The following is a 16,776-nucleotide window of genomic DNA, read 5'->3' as shown; positions in this document are numbered from 1 at the left end:
CCGAGGGAGGCTTGCAAGCATCTGAACCGGCGACAACCACCATGCCTCGCGAGAGGCGGGGCCGACGCTCAGAAAAGATTCTCTTGGTCCGAGAACAAACTCATCACCGACTCACCCTTGGCAATGCGCTGGATCGTCTCGGCGATCAGCGGAGCCACGGAGAGCTGGCGGATTTTGGTGCATCCCTTGGCGTTATCGTTCAAAGGGATGGTATTGGTCACCACCACTTCGTCGAGGGCAGAGCCCTGGGCGATGCGTTCAATGGCGGGGCCCGAGAAAATGGGATGGGTGCAGTAGGCATACACCTTCTTGGCACCACGCTCCTTGAGTACCTCGGCGGCCTTCACCAAGGTGCCGGCGGTGTCGATCATGTCATCCATGATCACGCAGTTGCGGCCTTCGATCTCGCCGATCACATGCATCACTTCGGACACGTTGGCCTTGGGGCGACGCTTGTCGATGATGGCCAGGTCGCAGCCGAGCTGCTTGGCAAGGGCCCGGGCGCGCACCACTCCGCCCACATCGGGCGAAACGACGATCAGGTCTTCGTAGTTCTTCTGGCGCAGATCGCCCAGCAGAACGGGCGACGCGTAGATGTTGTCGACGGGAATGTCGAAGAAGCCCTGGATCTGGTCGGCATGCAGGTCCATGGTCAGCACACGGGCCACGCCTACGGCCTGCAGCATGTTGGCGACCACCTTGGCAGAGATCGGAACCCGGCTGGAGCGGGGACGGCGATCCTGGCGGGCATAGCCGAAGTAGGGGATCACGGCGCTGATGCGCTCTGCGGAGGCGCGTTTGAGCGCATCCACCATGATCAGCAGCTCCATGAGGTTTTCGTTGGTGGGTGCGCAGGTGGACTGCACCACGAAAACGTCGCGGGCCCGCACGTTCTGTTTGATTTCGACGGTGACTTCGCCGTCGGAGAAGCGACCCACATCCGCAGCACCCAGAGTGGTGCCAAGGTGTTGGGCAATTTCAGCTGCCATGCCAGGATTGGCATTGCCGGTGAAAACCATGAAGTCGGGTTGGTTGGCTTGCATAGCGTCCCAGCAGTCTGAAAAAAGAGCCCGTACGCGAAAAGAAATTTGGCAGGGGAGAAAGGATTCGAACCTTTGCATGCCGGAATCAAAATCCGGTGCCTTAACCAGCTTGGCGACTCCCCTACACAGGTCAACTGCAAAGCAGTCAACCTTCATTCTTGCCTGAAGCCCATCCTGCCAGAGGATGAACCATCAGATTTTCACATGTCCTGACCTGCCAGCCACTGGGGGCGTTTTGCAGATCAACAGCATGCGATATTTGCGCAAACACTGCACTGCCTGAACCGGTCATTCGCCCTTGCAAACCGCGTGATTCGAGCCACTGGAGGGCTTGGGTCACTTCGGGGCACAAGGCCTGGGCAACTGGTTGCAAGTCATTACAACCGAAATTGTAGTGTGCTGCAGCAAAGCCTAAGATTGTAGCACTATCTGAATCACGTTTCAGATCGGGAGCAGAAAAAATTGATTTCGTTTCCAGACCCGCCTCGGGCTTCACTACTGCAAAGCTCGCTTGCGGTAGTTGACTTGCCTTCTCAAGCGGCGTGATTATCTCACCAATTCCCTCTACCCAGGCGTTGCGGCCGCGCAAAAAAAATGGCACGTCGGCGCCCAGTTTCAATCCGATCGCTTCCAGCGCGGTGAGGGGCAGGTTGAGTTTCCAGAGGCGGTTGAGGGCCAGCAGCGTGGAGGCCGCGTCTGACGAGCCGCCGCCCATGCCCGCCTGCGCAGGGACTCTTTTCTGCACACCGATGTGAACGCCCAGGGGGCAGGTGGTGGCTGTTTGCAGGGCCTGTGCTGCGCGTACGGTCAGGTCGATGTCGGGAAGCGGAGGGCCAAGGTCCTCGCGGGTGATGCGGCCATCATTGCGCAACTCGAAATGCAGGGTATCGCACCAGTCGATCAACATGAAGACGGACTGCATCAGGTGGTAGCCGTCAGTTCGTCGGCCCGTGATATGCAGGAAGAGGTTGAGCTTGGCCGGAGCCGGCACGTCGTACAGGGCGAGCATGAAGTGGTATCAGCGGGTCAGGATGATTCGCAATGTGGCCTGTGGCGTCGGCGTGTGGCGTTGCGCCACCAACCGCCCGGCGGAGATGGCCGACAGATCGACCTGCCAGCCAACGGCATCCACATGGGTGCCTTCGAGCCAGTTGAACAGTGCCGCGACCGGAATATCCGTGCCCAGCACATCCCGCAGCAGGGCATCCAATGATTCGGACTCCCGGGTGTTTTGGCCCGTGGTGATCTCTGCGTGGCTGGCATTCCACTGGATCCGTGCGAGGGTGTTGCCAAGAGGGTTGAACAAGACGAATTGGCCTTGCTGCGCCGATCCGGAGAGCTCAAAAGATGCAGAAAAAGACTGCGACGCCGTTTCTTCCACTTGCAATGCCAGGCGTCCTGTCCACGGGGCGCGATAGGGGCTTTCTGGTGTGGCCGGCGGATGGGCGCAGCCGGCCAGCAGCAGAACAAAAACCGCGAGCAAGGAAGCAAACCAGTGGGGCAGCCTTTGGGTTGCGCCTTGCGGCTGCAGACCCTGTGGCGTGGCATGCGGCATCAGGGCATGGCTCCCAGTCGTTTCAGGGTGTCTTTGAGTGTTTCGTTGTCTGGGTTCAGGCGCAAGCCTTCGCGCCAGACACTGGAGGCCTGTGCCCGGTTTCCGGTGCTCCAGAGGACTTCACCAAGGTGCGCTGCAATTTCAGCATCGGGCCGGGCCTTGAAGGCGATCGATAACAGGCGCAAGGCCTCGGCGCTGTTGCCGAGGCGAAATTCGACCCAGCCCAGGCTGTCTGTGATGAAGGGATCGCCAGGCGCGTATTCCAGTGCCTTGGAGATCAGGCCTTTGGCTTCTTCCAGGCGCAAGCCCCGTTCTGCGAGGGAGTATCCCAAGGCGTTGTAGGCGTGGTGGTAATCGGGCTTCCGTTCAATCAGCTGTCGCAGCAACTGCTCCATCATGGCCGGATCGCCTGATTTTTCGGCCAGCATGGCCTGGTCGTAAACCAGTTCATTGTCTTCCGGGTCCTGGGCTACCAGTTCCGCCTGGACGGCCAAAGCCTCCTTGTACAAGCGCATTTCCTGTAGCAGCTGCACCTCTGCCTGCAGTTTCATGCGGGCATGGCTGGGGGTATTTCCTGGCAGTCCGCGCAGCAGGGCGCGTGCCTGAGGAAGTTTGCCCTGTTGTGCAAGCAGGGATGCGCGGCGGCGTTGTGCGCTGAGCATCTCTTCCGAGTTTTCGATGCGCCCGAGCCAGGATTCGGCCGCGGCGTAGTCTTTGTTCTTCTCGGCAATTTGTGCCGAGAGAAGGTAGGCCTGGGTCAGCCCACGCCGCTGCAGATCCGGGTCTGAAGTGGCGGCATTTGTCAGCTCCATGTAGCGTTGCAGTGATTTTTCCGCATTGCGTAGTCGGTTGTCCTGAAATTGCAGCGTGGCAAGGGCAAGCCATGCTTCCCGCAGATCCGGTTTGTCGCGCGTCACTGTCTCCAGTTGTTGGCGTGCGGCTGGGTAGCGTTGCTGGCCCAGCAGGACGCGGGCATATGCCGTGCGCAGGTCCGGGTCGGGGTGTTTGGCAAGGTGGGTGGTGACCAGCAACTCTGCTTCTGTCACCCTCTCTTCCATCAGCTCCAGGACCAGCGGCATGGCAACCGTGTTGGCTCCGTCGAGCGTCAGTGCCTGGCGAGCCGCATCCAGGGCGCCCGCCTTGTTGCCGGCCGCCAGGCGCATGCGGCCCAGTGCGGTCCACGCTGCAGGACCCGTGGCGGGGTGCAGAAGTTCATCGGTGAGCGCCCGCTCCACTACATTTGCCGCCAGTGACTTGTCGCTGGCGCGGCCATACATCTGGGGCAGGGCGGACAGGGCCTCGGCTTTGGAGGCGGCGGGCATTTGCGCCAACTCCTGTCGCAGCAGTTCCGGGGTCTCGCCGATGCGGTTGAGTGCAATGAGAATCTGCAACGTGTAGCGGTTGGCTTCTCGCGATTGGGGCTGCGCCTCTTTCCATGCCCGTGCCGCTGCCAAGGCGTAGTCGCCAGACCGGGCTTGCAGGGCAATATCGGCGGCACGCCGATACAAGGCGCTGTCTCCGCTGCGCCGCGCCGCTTCCAGCATCAGCGAGTAACCCGCTCCGGGATCTCCGGACTGGGTGGTCAGCTCGCCCAGAAAAATTTCATAGAAAAGCTCGGCATCGAGCTGTGCGCTGGGAATGTGCGGGGGGGCAACATCAGCGCTGCTCGGTTGTCCCCCGGACTGCGTCCATCCCGTGGTGGCTGTTGCCAGCAGAGCGGCGGTGAGGAGGGCTGTTCGAAAGCGATGAGATGGCACCATCGGGTCATAATAATCCATGCTCTTCAACCTGTTTGCAAGGCGGCGGCATGCCTGAGTTACCCGAGGTGGAAGTCACCCGCCGCAGTTTTGCGCAGGCCATTGCCGGGGCTCGGATCGAGTCGGTTCGGGTGGGCAAGCCATTGCGGTGGCCGTTGGGGTGTGCGCCGCAATCGCTGGTGGGGCGCAAGGTGGTTTCGATACGCCGAAGGGGCAAATATTTGCTGGTGGATCTGGATTCCGGCCTGCTGCTGCTGCATCTGGGCATGTCCGGAAGCCTGCGCTTCAGCCCTGATCTGCCCCCGCCGGGCGCGCACGATCATTTCGACGTGATGACCTCCCAGGGGACGCTGCGCTTGCATGATCCCAGGCGTTTTGGTGCCGTGGTGTATGCGGCAGACGAGCAGACTGCAGTTGCACAGAAATTGTTGGGCGGACTGGGGATGGAGCCGCTGTCTGACGTCTTTACCTACCCCGCCTTCGAGACAGGGCTCAAGGCGAGTCGTGCACCCATCAAGCAGGTGTTGCTGGCGGGGCGTCTGGTCGTGGGTGTGGGCAATATCTATGCGTCCGAGGTGTTGTACCTGGCGGGCATTCGTCCCACCGTGGCCGCGCAGCGCATAGGTCCGCAGAGGGCGCGCAGGCTTTTTGACGCCATCCGGACGGTGTTGGCGCGTGCGGTGGAACTTGGCGGCAGTACGCTGAAGGACTTTTCCAGCGCCGACGGGATGGCCGGGCATTTCCAGCACGAAGCGAATGTGTATGGGCGGGATGGCGCTCCCTGCCACCACTGTGGCAGCGCCATCCAGCTGCTTCGCCAGGGGCAGCGCAGCAGCTATTTTTGTCCTCGATGCCAACGCGCGTAACGGGGCGGTGCTGGCAGTCGGCACATAGAGCGCATCCACGACACCGTCAATGCTATATTTTGCGAATATCTACGCATAGACCGTGCATTGCACTCCGGGAGCAAAGTGGGACCATCATTCAACGAGCAGTTCGACGAGCACGGCCTCTGGCGGCGTGAGTTTGCGCACCAGATTCGCCGTCTGTCCGAGTGGATGTCTGATCACGAGCTCATGGATGCTGCGGTTCAGGAGCGGCTGAATCGCCTGGAAGCACAGGTGCGCAGCGATAAGGTGACGGTGGCTTTTGTTGCGGAGTTCTCGCGTGGCAAATCAGAGCTGATCAACGCCATCTTCTTTGCCGGCTATGGCCGTCGCATCATGCCTGCCAGCGCCGGCCGCACGACGATGTGCCCCACGGAATTGGGCTATGACGCTTCGGTGGCACCCTGCCTTCGGCTGCTGCCAATCGATACCCGGTTGCAGCTGCAGGGCCTTGCCGAATGGCGGTTGAAACCCGATCGCTGGGTGGAAATTCCGCTGGATGTCAACAATGCCGACCAGATCGCCAAAGCGCTGGAGAAGGTGGCCGAGGTTCGAAAAGTTACGCTGGATAACGCACGGGCGCTTGGGTTCTGGCACGACGAGCTGGCAGATGACAACCCGGTGCCTGATGCGGATGGCTTGGTGGAAGTGCCGATGTGGCGCCATGCCATCATCAATATCCCCCATCCCTTGCTGAAGCAAGGTTTGGTGATTCTGGACACCCCGGGATTGAATGCGGTGGGCGCCGAGCCCGAGTTGACCGTCAATCTCATTCCGCAGGCCCATGCGGTGGTATTCATCTTGAGTGCAGACACGGGAGTTACCCGTTCGGACCTGGCGATCTGGCGAGAGCACCTGGCGACGTCTGCTGAAAGCCTGGAAGCACGGCTGGTGGTTCTCAACAAGATTGACACCTTGTGGGACACCCTCAATTCGCCGCACGAAATCGTTGCGCAGATGAATCGGCAATGCGCGATCTCTGCGGAAATGCTGGGTGTGCCGCTGGCGCAGGTGGTGCCTGTTTCTGCACAAAAGGGACTGCTGGCAAAGATCACCTGTGACGATCTTCTTCTCGAATCCAGCGGCCTGCCTTCATTGGAAGGGGCGCTTGCCAGGGGGATCATGGGCCGTCGCCAAGCCATCCTGCGTGCTGCCGTGGCAACGGGGGTGGCGGGTTTGCGTGCTGAAACTGCGCGTGTCATCAACATTCGTCGCAGGGATTTGGATGATCAGATGGCCGAACTGCGAAGTCTCAGGGGCAAAAATGCCTCGGTGATCGCATCGATGCGCCACCGTGTTGAGCAGGAACAGCGCGAGTTTGATATGAGCGCTGCCAAGATTCAGGCGGTTCGTGTGGTGCATCTCAAGCTGTTGCGGGAGGTTTTTCATCAGTTGGGGGCGAAGTCCCTCAAGCTGGAGTTGACCGAGTTGGCGCAAATGCTCCAGCAAAAAGGGCTGAAGCTCGGTGTGCGCAAGATCTACGTCCAGACCTTTGAAAAACTCAGGGGAACGATGGATAAAGCGCAAGCATCCAGTATTGAAATACAGGCGATGCTAGGGGGCACGTTTCGCCAGTTGAATGCGGAATTCGGGTTTTCTTTGCAGGTGCCCCCCCCTCCGAAACTCGAACACTTTGTCCAGGAACTCTCGCAGATTGAGCAGAGCCATCTGCAATACCTTGGGGTCGGCAATGTCCTGAAGCTGGCGCAGCCTGAATTCGCCGAGCGCCTGGTTCGTGCCTTGGCCATGCGTTTGCGCACGGTGTACGAGTCGGCGGCCAATGATCTGGAGTTGTGGAGCAAGTCTGCTACGGCTCAACTGGACGCCCAGTTGCGTGAGCGCCGTCGGAGTTTTACCAGACGCATAGAGGCGGTTGACCGGATTCAGCATGCAGCCACTGGCCTGGTGGAGCGAATTTCAGAGATCGAGGCGGGTGAAGAGGAACTCATTCAACTGGAACGACGCTTGACCGAACTGACAGCCCAGTTGATAGCGTTGCCCGTCTCGGCGGAGGCCACAGAACGCCCCGGACTGATGCCTGCATGATTCTTTCGGAAACAGATGTTGCCACGCGGGTGGTTCGTTGGCAGGCAATCCACGGACGCAACCACCTGCCTTGGCAGCAGACACGCGATCCTTATCGGGTCTGGCTGTCTGAAATCATGCTGCAGCAAACCCAGGTCAGCACGGTGCTGGGCTATTACGCACGGTTTTTGGAGCGGTTCCCCGATGTGAGCGCATTGGCCAACGCCTCGCTGGATGAGGTCATGGCTCTGTGGAGTGGCCTCGGGTACTACAGCCGGGCACGCAATCTCCACCGCTGTGCGCAGACCGTTGTCAGCGAGCACGGTGGGGTTTTTCCCCGCAGTGCGCAGGTGCTGGCTACGCTGCCCGGAATTGGGCGCTCAACGGCCGGCGCGATTGCGGCTTTCTGTTTTGCGGAGCGCACGCCCATCCTGGACGCCAACGTGCGAAGGGTGCTGACACGCGTGCTGGGTTTTGATGAGGATCTCGCCGTGGCCCGGAATGAGCGGACATTGTGGGCACATGCGCAGGCCTTGTTGCCATCGGCGGACATTGATGCGGCGATGCCGCGCTATACCCAGGGTTTGATGGATTTGGGGGCAAGCTTGTGCATGCCTCGCAATCCCGCTTGTCCGCAATGCCCTTTGCAGACTTTGTGCGTCGCACATCGCGCTGGGGAGCCCGAACGGTATCCCGTGAGAACGCGCAAGCTCAAGCGCCGCTCAGAATCGTGGTGGCTCATGGTCCTGGAGGATCCTGCGGGAAAATTCTGGCTGTCCCGTCGCCCGTCGGCAGGCATATGGGCTGGCCTGTATTGCGTGCCAATCTTTCCCCTTCGGTCGGATGTGTCGGCATTTTGCGATGCAGCAGGGCTTCCCTCTGCGAAAACCATGGAGGAGGTGCCCCCCTTCCTTCATGTGCTGACCCATCGTGATCTGTACTTGCATCCTGTGATCGTGCGGCAATATCGCAAGACAACACCAGACGATGGCGGAGGCTGGTTTACTGCGCAACAGATCGCTGGCATGGGTCTTCCTGCCCCCGTTCGCAAGCTACTGGCCGGGCTGTAATTTCGGCGGGACGTCGCTGTGGCACCCGTTTTCAGCGACCATCCAACTCGCGATGGCGCCGCAGAACGGTCCATCGGTCGCTGAATGCCTGGGCCAATTGCTCCACGAGATAGACGGATCTGTGCTGACCGCCCGTGCATCCGACGGCTACCGTCACATAGCTTCGGTGGTTTCGGTCCAGCATGTCCAGCCAATAGGAGAGAAATTTCTCGATGTGCTGGCCCATCAGCCCCACATCCACCTGCTGGCGTAGAAAGTCCGCGACGGGGGCATCCAGTCCTGTCAGATCGCGCAGCGCGGGCTCGTAATGGGGGTTGGGCAACATCCGGACGTCGAACACATAGTCGGCATCCACGGGAATTCCCCGCTTGAATGCGAACGACTGGAAAACCAGTGTGAGCTGCCCAGGCGCCGATGGCATCAGGTCTTTGACATAGCTCTGGAGCTGGGATGCCCTGATCGTGCTGGTGTCTATGACATGTGCCTGCTCCCGCAGATCGGCCAGCAACTCGCGCTCCAGTTCAATCACTTGCGTGAGTGCTCGACGGCCATCTGGAACATCATCATGCGACAAAGGATGGCGACGCCGTGTTTCAGAAAAACGGCGAACCAGTGTTTCTGTGGTGGCATCCAGGAAGATGGACTGAACAATCACCCCCTGTTTGCGCAGACGGTCCAGTTCCCGGGGTACTTGCGGTAGTGACGTGGCGCTGCGCACATCCATGGCGATTGCCACGCGGTTCCCGTGGTGCTTGTGTTCCAGTGCCACAAAGGCGGGGAGCAATTCAGGGGGCAGGTTGTCAACGCAGTAATAGCCGGAATCCTCCATCGCATGCAATGCCACGGATTTTCCCGAGCCAGACATCCCGGTGATCAGCACAATTTCCAGCGACATGGTCATCACACCTTTGGGGGGGTAGCGGCAAGGCCCAGCATTTCGCTGGCATGCGCCAGGGTGGTTCCAGTGGGGTGTTCACCGCCGAGCATGCGGGCCACTTCTGCAATCCGCTGCTCGCCCGAAAGCGGCGCGACAGTGCTGGTGGTTCCGGCCGCATCGCGACGTTTGGACACCATGAGGTGGTGGTCTGCATAGGCTGCCACCTGCGGCAAGTGGGTGACTGCCAGCACCTGCCGGTCGCGCCCCAGTTGCCGCATCAATCGACCCACCGTTTCTGCCACGGCCCCTCCGACGCCGGAATCCACTTCGTCAAAAACGAGGGTGGGTGCCGTACCCAGTTCGCTGGTGGTCACGGAGATGGCCAGGGAAAGCCGTGACAGCTCTCCGCCAGATGCGACCTTGCCGATGGGGCGCGGCGTCATGCCAGGGTGGCCTGCCACGAGAAAGGCAACGTCGTCCAATCCATGCAGTGCGGGTTCAGAGGCCTTTGTCACCGAAACCTCAAACACGCCTCCCGTCATTCCCAGGCCCTGCATCGCCTGTGTGATGGCTGCGGACAGCTGGGGAGCAGCCTTTGTCCTACCGCGCGAAATGGCGCGTGCGATGGTTTGGTAGGCTTTGGCGGTGCTCGCCTGGGTTGATTCGAGGCTGGCGAGGTCGGCTGCAGCGTCCAGACGCAACAGTTCTGTTTTCCAAGCTTGCAGCAAGGCGGGCAATTCTGAAGGTTGACGCTTGTAGCGCCTCGCCAGAGTCATCCATTGCGACACGCGCAGGTCGAGATCTGCAAGACGTTCCGGGTCCAGGTCGGTACGTCTCAGATAGGCTTGCAGCGAGCGGATGACATCGCTGGTTTGCGCCAGGCTGGACGAGAGGATATTTGCCAGGTCGCCAAATGCCGGTTCAAGCTGTTCGTGGTTTTGCAGTCGTGAGACCGCGCGCGTCAGTCTGGAATGTGCGCCCGACTCCTCCTCGTCAAGGGTTGCCAGTGCATCCTGAGCGGCTTCCAGCAGCGTGTGGGCGTGCGAGAGACGCTGGTGCTGGATTTCCAGGTCCACCCACTCATCGTCTCCGGGGGCCAGTTTGCTGATTTCAGCAATTTGCCATTGCAGCCGCTCGCGCTCTTGCTGAAGAGATGATTGGGCCGCACGTGCTTCCTCCAGGATCTTCTGGGCGACACGCCATTGGGTCCAGCTTGCGGCCAATTCCTGCAGCGAAATACCCGCATAAGCGTCCAGCAAGCCGCGCACGGAATCCGGGCGGGTCAGACTCTGCCATGCGTGCTGGCCATGAATGTCCAATAGTTGATCCCCGAGATAGCGCAGTTGTGTTGCGGTCGCCGGCGTGCCATTGATCCACGCTCGGCTTTTCCCCTGGGTGTCCACGGTTCTGCGCAGTAGCAAGATATCGTTGGCCTCTATCCCCGCTTCTTCGAGCCATGGCTGCAAGTGGTGGGGGGAATCGAATTCCGCGCACACATCGGCATGGCGGGCACCTTCACGCACGTACCCTGCATCCGCGCGAGCGCCCAGTGCCAGTTGCAGCGCATCCACCAGAATCGATTTGCCGGCCCCGGTTTCCCCGGTCAACACGGTGAAGCCTGTCTGTAGATCCAGAGCAAGTTCTCGAACAATCACGAAGTCCCGCAGGGTGATTCGCCTGAGCGCCATGATCAGGAGCCCCCTTCGTTCCAGCGTAACTTCTTGCGCAGTGTCGCGAAATAGTTCCAGCCGAGCGGGTGCAAGAACCGGACGCTGTGCTCGGAGCGCTGAACAAGAATCCGGTCACCGTGCAGCAGTGACGCCAGAGACTGCATGTCGAAATTGGCGCTGACGTCCCTGCCACTCACTATCTCGACGGCCACTTCGGTGGCGTCCGATAGAACGATAGGGCGGTTTGAAAGGGTATGGGGTGCAATCGGAACCAGTACCCACCCTGGGATGGACGGATGGAGCATGGGGCCGCCCGCGGAAAGTGCGTAGGCTGTTGATCCGGTGGGTGAAGCAATGATGAGCCCGTCAGCCCTCTGGTTGGCCACGAATTGCCCGCCCACTTCCACGCGAAGCTCCACCATGCCGGATGTGGCTCCGCGGTTCACCACGACATCGTTCATGGCAAGGGCTTCGAAAACCGTGGCCTGCCCACGAACCACGCGTGCGCGCATCAGGGGGCGCAAATCCTCTTCGTACTCTCCGCAAAGCATGGGAGTGAGCGCCGCCTGAAAGCTGCCGAAGGGGATGTCGGTGATGAAGCCCAGGCGCCCCTGATTGATTCCGATCAGCGGGGTGCCATAGCGTGCGAGCTGTCGACCGATGCCGAGCATGGTGCCATCTCCGCCAACGACGAGCCCCAGTTCGCATTGGGCACCAATGGTGTCCACGTCCATGGCGGGATAGGTGCTCAGTTTGGTGTTGATGGCGGTTTCTTTTTCAAGCACCACCTGACATCCCTGGCGAACCAGAAACTGAGCTATCTCTTCGAGGGCGTGGCGCGAGCTATCGGTCATGGCGCCTGCAGCAGTTGCCTGATACTTGCCGATAAGCGCAACATGGCGGAAATTGGACGTCATCGCGAAATTACATCATTAAAATCATTCCATGCTCGATGACCGTGCCAAGTTGTTGCTGAAAGCGCTGGTCGAGCGCTACATCGCCGATGGGCAGCCCGTGGGTTCTCGCACCCTTTCACGCGCTTCCGGGTTGGAGCTATCCCCGGCAACGATACGCAATGTCATGGCGGATCTGGAGGAACTGGGGTTGATCGCAAGCCCCCATACGTCCGCTGGAAGGATCCCCACGGCGCGTGGCTACCGCCTGTTTGTGGACACCATGCTGACGGTGCAGCGGGACCCCCTGACGCCGCCACAACTGGCGCCAGAGCAGCCGCAAAAAGTGATTGCCAATGCGGCGCACCTTTTGTCGAACCTCTCCCAGTTTGTGGGCGTCGTGATGGCGCCGCGGCGCACCTCCGTGTTCCGCCATATCGAATTTCTTCGACTTTCGGAGCGCCGGTTGCTGGTGATCATTGTTTCACCGGAGGGCGATGTGCAAAACCGTGTCATCTTCACCGAGGTGGACTATTCACAGTCGCAGTTGATCGAGGCCGCCAACTTCCTGAATGCCCACTATGCCGGTTTGGCCATGGAGCAAGTCCGTGAAAAGCTCAAATCGGAGGTGGACATGCTGCGAGGGGAGATCGCTTCATTGATGCAGGCTGCGGTCAACATCAGTTCGGAAGCCCTTTCCGAAGCCCAGGATGAAGTCGTCATTTCTGGCGAAAGAAACCTGCTGGCAGTGAGCGATTTCTCTAGCGACATGGGCAATCTTCGCAGGGCCTTCGATTTGTTCGAGCAGAAAACCCAGATACTTCGCCTTCTGGACATCTCCAGCCAGGCAGAGGGCGTCCGTATCTACATCGGCGGAGAGAGCCAAGTTGTGCCGTTCGAAGAGCTTTCGATTGTTAGCGCACCTTACGAAGTGGATGGCCGGGTGGTGGGTACGCTGGGGGTGATCGGCCCCACCCGCATGCCCTATGACCGAATGATCCAGATCGTGGACATCACTTCCAAGCTGGTGTCCAACGCGCTCAGTTACCGCAAATAAACACCCTACAATACTTGCAGTGTCCCGTCTGCTTCAGCGTTGGCGCGAGGGGCGTTAGCTCAGTTGGTTAGAGCAGAGGACTCATAATACATCGTTCAAGATGTTGAGGTGAGGAAATAAGCTCAATAAAATCAACAGCTTGCACGGGGGCGAAAGCGAAGCCACCGTGTAATAGCCAAGTAACAAAGCCAAAAATTTCGGGACGCTAGCTCATGCTTGGTTAGAGCAGTAGACTCATAATCTATTGGTGCCGTGTTCGACTCACGGGCGTCCTACCAAAACAAAACCCCAGCCCTCACCATCTGGGGTTTTTTCGTTATTGCACCCCGCGAAACCCCCGGCTACAAATTGTGCAGTGGCAACGCAGTTTTGTAGCGTACCTGCTTGAGTGCAAAACTGGAGCGGATTTTCTCTACCTGGGCAATGGGCGAGAGCTGTTCCAGGATGAAGCTCTCCAGCGTCGGCATGTCAGGCACGGCCACACGCAACAGGTAGTCGGCATCCCCCGTCATGAGGTAGCACTCCATTACCTCATCGCGGATGGTGATGCGTTCTTCAAATTCCTGCAGAGCCTGGCGGCTCTGCTGCTTGAGGCTGATGGAGATGAACACGTTCAGATGCAGCCCCAGCTGTTGTGCGTCAAGCAGCGCCACGTATTGCCGGACCAACCCCCGTACTTCCAGCGCCCGCACGCGGGCCAGGCATGGAGAGGGCGACAAGTGAACCCGGCGGGCCAACTCGACATTGGACAGGCTGGCGTCAGCCTGAAGCTCGGAAAGAATCTTCAGATCGGTGGCATCGAGGTAATTTGTGCTTTGATTCATGGTACTGGCAGTGTTTTGTGCCTTTTTTTGATTTTATAGATCGCAGTTCAACATCAACTGCCTGCCATTGATCCCTACAGTCTTGATCTTCTCGGGAGACCCTTGCCATGAACGACATGACCCAGCAGAGCCATTTCACTCAGCTGACTGCGGCGGACACCAATCCAACAGAAACCCAGGAGTGGCGCGATGCCTTGCTGTCGCTGGCCGCCACCGAAGGTTCGGCACGCGTGCGACAGATCCTGGATGAACTGGCCCGCCTGGCACGCACGCAGCGCATAGGCTGGCAGCCCGAGCTGAACACGCCTTACATCAACACCATCGGGGTTGAGCAGCAGCCGGTGTTCCCCGGCGACCTGGCCATCGAGGAGCGCCTGGCCTCGCTGATGCGCTGGAACGCGCTGGCCATGGTGGTGCGCGCCAACCAGGCCTACGGCGAACTCGGCGGCCACATCGCCAGCTACGCCAGCGCGGCCGATCTGTTCGAGACCGGTTTCAACCACTTCTTCCATGCGCGCAACGCCACGCACGGCGGTGACCTCGTGTTCTTCCAGCCGCACAGCGCGCCCGGTGTGTACGCCCGCGCGTACCTCGAAGGCCGTCTGAGCGAGGCCGATCTGATGCACTACCGCCAGGAGATCACCGCGCCTGAGAGCGGCGCGCGCGGCCTCTCCAGCTACCCGCACCCGTGGCTGATGCCCGACTTCTGGCAGTTCCCGACCGGCTCCATGGGCATCGGTCCGATCAGCTCCATCTACCACGCGCGCTTCATGCGCTACCTCACTCACCGCCAGTTGCTCGATTGCGGTGCACGCAAAGTCTGGGGCGTTTTCGGCGACGGCGAGATGGACGAGCCCGAGAGCATGAGCGCGCTCACGCTGGCCGCGCGCGAGAAGCTCGACAACCTGGTCTGGGTGGTCAACTGCAACCTGCAGCGCCTGGACGGTCCGGTGCGGGGCAACGGCCGCATCATCGACGAGCTGGAAAAGCTCTTTGCCGGCGCGGGCTGGAATGTGATCAAGCTGGTCTGGGGCAGCGACTGGGACGGCCTGTTCGCACGCGACACCACCGGAGCCCTGGTGCGCGCCTTTGCCAATACGGTGGACGGACAGATGCAGACCTTTGCCGCCAAGGATGGCCGCTTCAACCGCGACAACTTCTTTGGCCAGAACCCCGAGCTGGCAGCGCTGGCCCAGGGCATGACCGACGAGCAGATCGATCGTCTCAAGCGCGGCGGTCACGACCTGGTGAAGATCCACGCCGCCTATGCGGCTGCTTCGGCCCACACCGGCCAGCCCACCGTCATCCTGGCGCAAACCAAAAAAGGCTACGGCATGGGCAGCGCGGGCCAGGGCAAGATGACCACGCACAGCCAGAAAAAGCTGGACGAGACCGATCTGATCGAATTTCGCAACCGCTTCAATCTGCCACTTACCGACGAGCAGGCCAAGGGGCTGGAATTCTTCAAGCCCGCGGATGACAGCCCCGAGATGCACTACCTGCGCGAGCACCGCGCGGCGCTGGGCGGTGCCCTGCCGCAGCGCGAGACCGCGTGCGCCGTGGTGCCGGTACCCGCGATCGACCGCTACGCGCAGTTCGCGCTCAAGGCAGATGGCAAGGAGATGAGCACCACCATGGCCTTCGTGCGCATGCTCGGCACCCTGCTCAAGGAGCAGGAGCTGGGCCCGCGCATCGTGCCCATCGTGGCCGACGAGGCGCGCACCTTCGGCATGGCCAACCTGTTCAAGCAGGTCGGCATCTACAGCAGCGTCGGCCAGCGCTACGCGCCCGAAGATATCGGCTCGGTGCTCTCGTACCGCGAGGCGCTGGAAGGCCAGATCCTGGAAGAAGGCATCAGCGAGGCCGGTGCCATCGCCAGCTGGACGGCTGCGGCCACCAGCTACAGCGTGCACGGCCTGGCCATGCTGCCGTTCTACATCTACTACTCCATGTTCGGCTTCCAGCGCGTGGGCGACGCCATCTGGGCCGCCGCCGACCAGCGCGCACGTGGTTTCCTGCTGGGTGCCACCTCGGGCCGCACCACGTTGAGCGGCGAAGGTCTGCAGCACCAGGACGGCAGCAGCCACCTGGTGGCGGCCACCATTCCCAACTGCAAGGCCTACGACCCGGCGTTTGCGGGAGAGCTGGCCGTGATCATCGACGCGGGCATGCGCGAGATGCTGGTCGAGCAGCAGGACGTGTTCTATTACGTCACGCTCATGAACGAGAACTACGCCAACCCCGACCTGCCAGAAGGCGCGGCCGGGGGCGTGCTGCGCGGTGGCTACCACTTCGGCAGCTACGGGCCACAGGGTGGCGAGCGCGTCACCTTGCTGGGCTCGGGTGCCATCTTCACCGAAGTGGTTCAGGCCGCCCAGCAGCTGGCTGACCAGAACATTGGCGTGAACGTGTTCAGCATCACCAGCTGGAGCGAGCTGGCGCGCGACGGCATGGCGCAGGAGGCCCACGGAGCTGATGCCTACGTGGCGCAATTGCTGGCCGCCAGCGCAGGCCCCATTGTGGCCGCCACCGACTACGTGCGCGCCGTGCCCGAGAGCGTGCGCGCCTTCATGCCGCAGGGCCGGCGCTACAGCACGCTGGGCACCGACGGCTTTGGCCGTAGCGACACGCGCGCGGCCTTGCGCTCTTTCTTCAGGGTCGATGCGGAAAGCATCGTGGCACGCGCCTTGGCCGATATGGGAGTGAAGGCGTGGGTATCGTAGAGGTGACGGTCCCGGACATCGGCGACATCGACGAAGTGGGCATCATCGAAGTGCTGGTTCAACCCGGCGACACCATCAAGGCCGGGCAAAGTCTGATCACCGTGGAGTCTGGCAAGGCCTCGACCCAAGCTTTCTTGTATGAGAAAGTTCATGAATCTGGGGGAGGGACCCTTCCGGTTGCATTACAATCGCAGCTGTGATTTGAATGAGCGAACACTGACAGCAAATGATGCTGTGAGTGGTTGCCAAAAATAGTGTGAGGTTCAGATGAATCTGATTTTCATGCTATAATTCAAAGCTTAGCGGCTGTAGCTCAGCTGGATAGAGTACTTGGCTACGAACCAAGGGGTCGTGGGTTCGATTCCTGCCAGCCGCACCAATGTTTAAAGCCTGCA

Annotated in this window: 13 protein-coding genes, 3 tRNA genes and 1 pseudogene; 8 read left to right on the top strand and 9 right to left on the bottom strand. The window is 60.5% G+C overall.

Annotation, left to right across the window (positions count from 1 at the left end; all coding sequences use genetic code 11):
- Positions 1–68: 68 nt before the first annotated feature.
- The 5 genes from AC1RDS_RS17135 to AC1RDS_RS17115 form a co-directional block, all read right to left on the bottom strand.
- Positions 69–1,043 carry a ribose-phosphate pyrophosphokinase gene (locus AC1RDS_RS17135; protein WP_026437159.1) on the bottom strand — a complete coding sequence of 325 codons (975 nt, stop codon included), beginning with the start codon at positions 1,041–1,043 and terminating at the stop codon, positions 69–71.
- 46 nt (positions 1,044–1,089) lie between these two features.
- A tRNA-Gln gene (locus AC1RDS_RS17130) sits at positions 1,090–1,166 on the bottom strand.
- A gap of 22 nt (positions 1,167–1,188) precedes the next feature.
- Positions 1,189–2,052, bottom strand: coding sequence for a 4-(cytidine 5'-diphospho)-2-C-methyl-D-erythritol kinase (gene ispE / locus AC1RDS_RS17125; protein ID WP_348682985.1), 864 nt, complete (start codon positions 2,050–2,052; stop codon positions 1,189–1,191).
- Positions 2,053–2,061: 9 nt separating this feature from the next.
- Entirely contained in the window at positions 2,062–2,598 is a 537-nt protein-coding gene (locus AC1RDS_RS17120; RefSeq protein WP_092699133.1) for a lipoprotein insertase outer membrane protein LolB, read from the bottom strand.
- The gene (locus tag AC1RDS_RS17115) at positions 2,598–4,376 is read right to left on the bottom strand and encodes a tetratricopeptide repeat protein (RefSeq protein ID WP_287878911.1); all 1,779 of its coding nucleotides are present in this window, start codon (positions 4,374–4,376) and stop codon (positions 2,598–2,600) included. The genes AC1RDS_RS17120 and AC1RDS_RS17115 overlap by 1 nt, the downstream gene beginning before the upstream one ends.
- Before the next feature lie 29 nt (positions 4,377–4,405).
- On the opposite strand from AC1RDS_RS17115, the gene mutM reads away from it, so the two are divergent.
- The 3 genes from mutM (at position 4,406) to mutY (ending at position 8,337) form a co-directional block, all read left to right on the top strand.
- Positions 4,406–5,221: a bifunctional DNA-formamidopyrimidine glycosylase/DNA-(apurinic or apyrimidinic site) lyase gene (mutM, locus tag AC1RDS_RS17110; protein WP_287878939.1), complete on the top strand. Its 816-nt coding sequence runs from the start codon at positions 4,406–4,408 to the stop codon at positions 5,219–5,221.
- Positions 5,222–5,326: 105 nt separating this feature from the next.
- Entirely contained in the window at positions 5,327–7,288 is a 1,962-nt protein-coding gene (locus tag AC1RDS_RS17105; protein ID WP_287878909.1) for a dynamin family protein, read from the top strand.
- Positions 7,285–8,337 carry an A/G-specific adenine glycosylase gene (gene mutY / locus AC1RDS_RS17100; protein ID WP_287878908.1) on the top strand — a complete coding sequence of 351 codons (1,053 nt, stop codon included), beginning with the start codon at positions 7,285–7,287 and terminating at the stop codon, positions 8,335–8,337. Before AC1RDS_RS17105 ends, mutY begins: the two co-directional genes overlap by 4 nt.
- 31 nt (positions 8,338–8,368) lie before the next feature.
- Here mutY and rapZ read toward each other — a convergent pair whose 3' ends face one another.
- From rapZ to AC1RDS_RS17085, 3 genes are read right to left on the bottom strand one after another with little or no spacing between them, the layout of a single operon-like run.
- A complete protein-coding gene (gene rapZ / locus AC1RDS_RS17095) occupies positions 8,369–9,232 on the bottom strand; it encodes an RNase adapter RapZ (RefSeq protein ID WP_287878906.1) in 864 nt (287 codons plus the stop codon).
- A 5-nt stretch (positions 9,233–9,237) separates the two neighbouring features.
- Positions 9,238–10,902, bottom strand: a complete 1,665-nt coding sequence (gene recN / locus AC1RDS_RS17090; protein WP_287878903.1) for a DNA repair protein RecN — start codon at positions 10,900–10,902, stop codon at positions 9,238–9,240.
- Between the two features lie 2 nt (positions 10,903–10,904).
- Entirely contained in the window at positions 10,905–11,801 is an 897-nt protein-coding gene (locus AC1RDS_RS17085) for an NAD kinase (protein ID WP_348682990.1), read from the bottom strand.
- A gap of 28 nt (positions 11,802–11,829) precedes the next feature.
- Here AC1RDS_RS17085 and hrcA point away from each other — a divergent pair, with 28 nt between their 5' ends.
- Entirely contained in the window at positions 11,830–12,834 is a 1,005-nt protein-coding gene (hrcA, locus tag AC1RDS_RS17080; protein WP_092699142.1) for a heat-inducible transcriptional repressor HrcA, read from the top strand.
- Positions 12,835–13,033: 199 nt separating this feature from the next.
- Positions 13,034–13,112, top strand: a tRNA-Ile gene (locus AC1RDS_RS17075).
- Between the two features lie 63 nt (positions 13,113–13,175).
- Here AC1RDS_RS17075 and AC1RDS_RS17070 read toward each other — a convergent pair.
- The gene (locus tag AC1RDS_RS17070) at positions 13,176–13,658 is read right to left on the bottom strand and encodes an Lrp/AsnC family transcriptional regulator (RefSeq protein WP_348682992.1); all 483 of its coding nucleotides are present in this window, start codon (positions 13,656–13,658) and stop codon (positions 13,176–13,178) included.
- 107 nt (positions 13,659–13,765) lie between these two features.
- Between AC1RDS_RS17070 and mdeB the strand changes: the two genes are divergently transcribed.
- The 3 genes and pseudogenes from mdeB (at position 13,766) to AC1RDS_RS17055 (ending at position 16,760) form a co-directional block, all read left to right on the top strand.
- Positions 13,766–16,381 (top strand): alpha-ketoglutarate dehydrogenase, encoded by a 2,616-nt coding sequence (gene mdeB / locus AC1RDS_RS17065; RefSeq protein WP_348682993.1) that lies wholly within the window; start codon positions 13,766–13,768, stop codon positions 16,379–16,381.
- Positions 16,369–16,509: pseudogene (locus tag AC1RDS_RS17060) on the top strand (biotin/lipoyl-containing protein); the annotation flags it as partial. The gene mdeB and the pseudogene AC1RDS_RS17060, both read left to right, overlap by 13 nt.
- A gap of 174 nt (positions 16,510–16,683) precedes the next feature.
- A tRNA-Arg gene (locus AC1RDS_RS17055) sits at positions 16,684–16,760 on the top strand.
- Positions 16,761–16,776: the final 16 nt, after the last annotated feature.

It is taken from the genome of Acidovorax sp. GW823-FHT02H02, assembly GCF_058797075.1.
This window is presented reverse-complemented; position numbering and strand designations above follow the sequence as displayed.

Bases quoted from the DNA above. Each gene is read 5' to 3' on its own strand.
- AC1RDS_RS17135 (WP_026437159.1), bottom strand. From the start codon at position 1,043: ATGCAAGCCAACCAACCCGACTTCATGGTTTTCACCGGCAATGCCAAT.
- hrcA (WP_092699142.1), top strand. From the start codon at position 11,830: ATGCTCGATGACCGTGCCAAGTTGTTGCTGAAAGCGCTGGTCGAGCGC.
- ispE (WP_348682985.1), bottom strand. From the start codon at position 2,052: ATGCTCGCCCTGTACGACGTGCCGGCTCCGGCCAAGCTCAACCTCTTC.
- AC1RDS_RS17085 (WP_348682990.1), bottom strand. From the start codon at position 11,801: ATGACGTCCAATTTCCGCCATGTTGCGCTTATCGGCAAGTATCAGGCA.
- mutM (WP_287878939.1), top strand. From the start codon at position 4,406: ATGCCTGAGTTACCCGAGGTGGAAGTCACCCGCCGCAGTTTTGCGCAG.
- recN (WP_287878903.1), bottom strand. From the start codon at position 10,902: ATGGCGCTCAGGCGAATCACCCTGCGGGACTTCGTGATTGTTCGAGAA.
- AC1RDS_RS17115 (WP_287878911.1), bottom strand. From the start codon at position 4,376: ATGGATTATTATGACCCGATGGTGCCATCTCATCGCTTTCGAACAGCC.
- mdeB (WP_348682993.1), top strand. From the start codon at position 13,766: ATGAACGACATGACCCAGCAGAGCCATTTCACTCAGCTGACTGCGGCG.
- AC1RDS_RS17120 (WP_092699133.1), bottom strand. From the start codon at position 2,598: ATGCCGCATGCCACGCCACAGGGTCTGCAGCCGCAAGGCGCAACCCAA.
- rapZ (WP_287878906.1), bottom strand. From the start codon at position 9,232: ATGTCGCTGGAAATTGTGCTGATCACCGGGATGTCTGGCTCGGGAAAA.
- mutY (WP_287878908.1), top strand. From the start codon at position 7,285: ATGATTCTTTCGGAAACAGATGTTGCCACGCGGGTGGTTCGTTGGCAG.
- AC1RDS_RS17070 (WP_348682992.1), bottom strand. From the start codon at position 13,658: ATGAATCAAAGCACAAATTACCTCGATGCCACCGATCTGAAGATTCTT.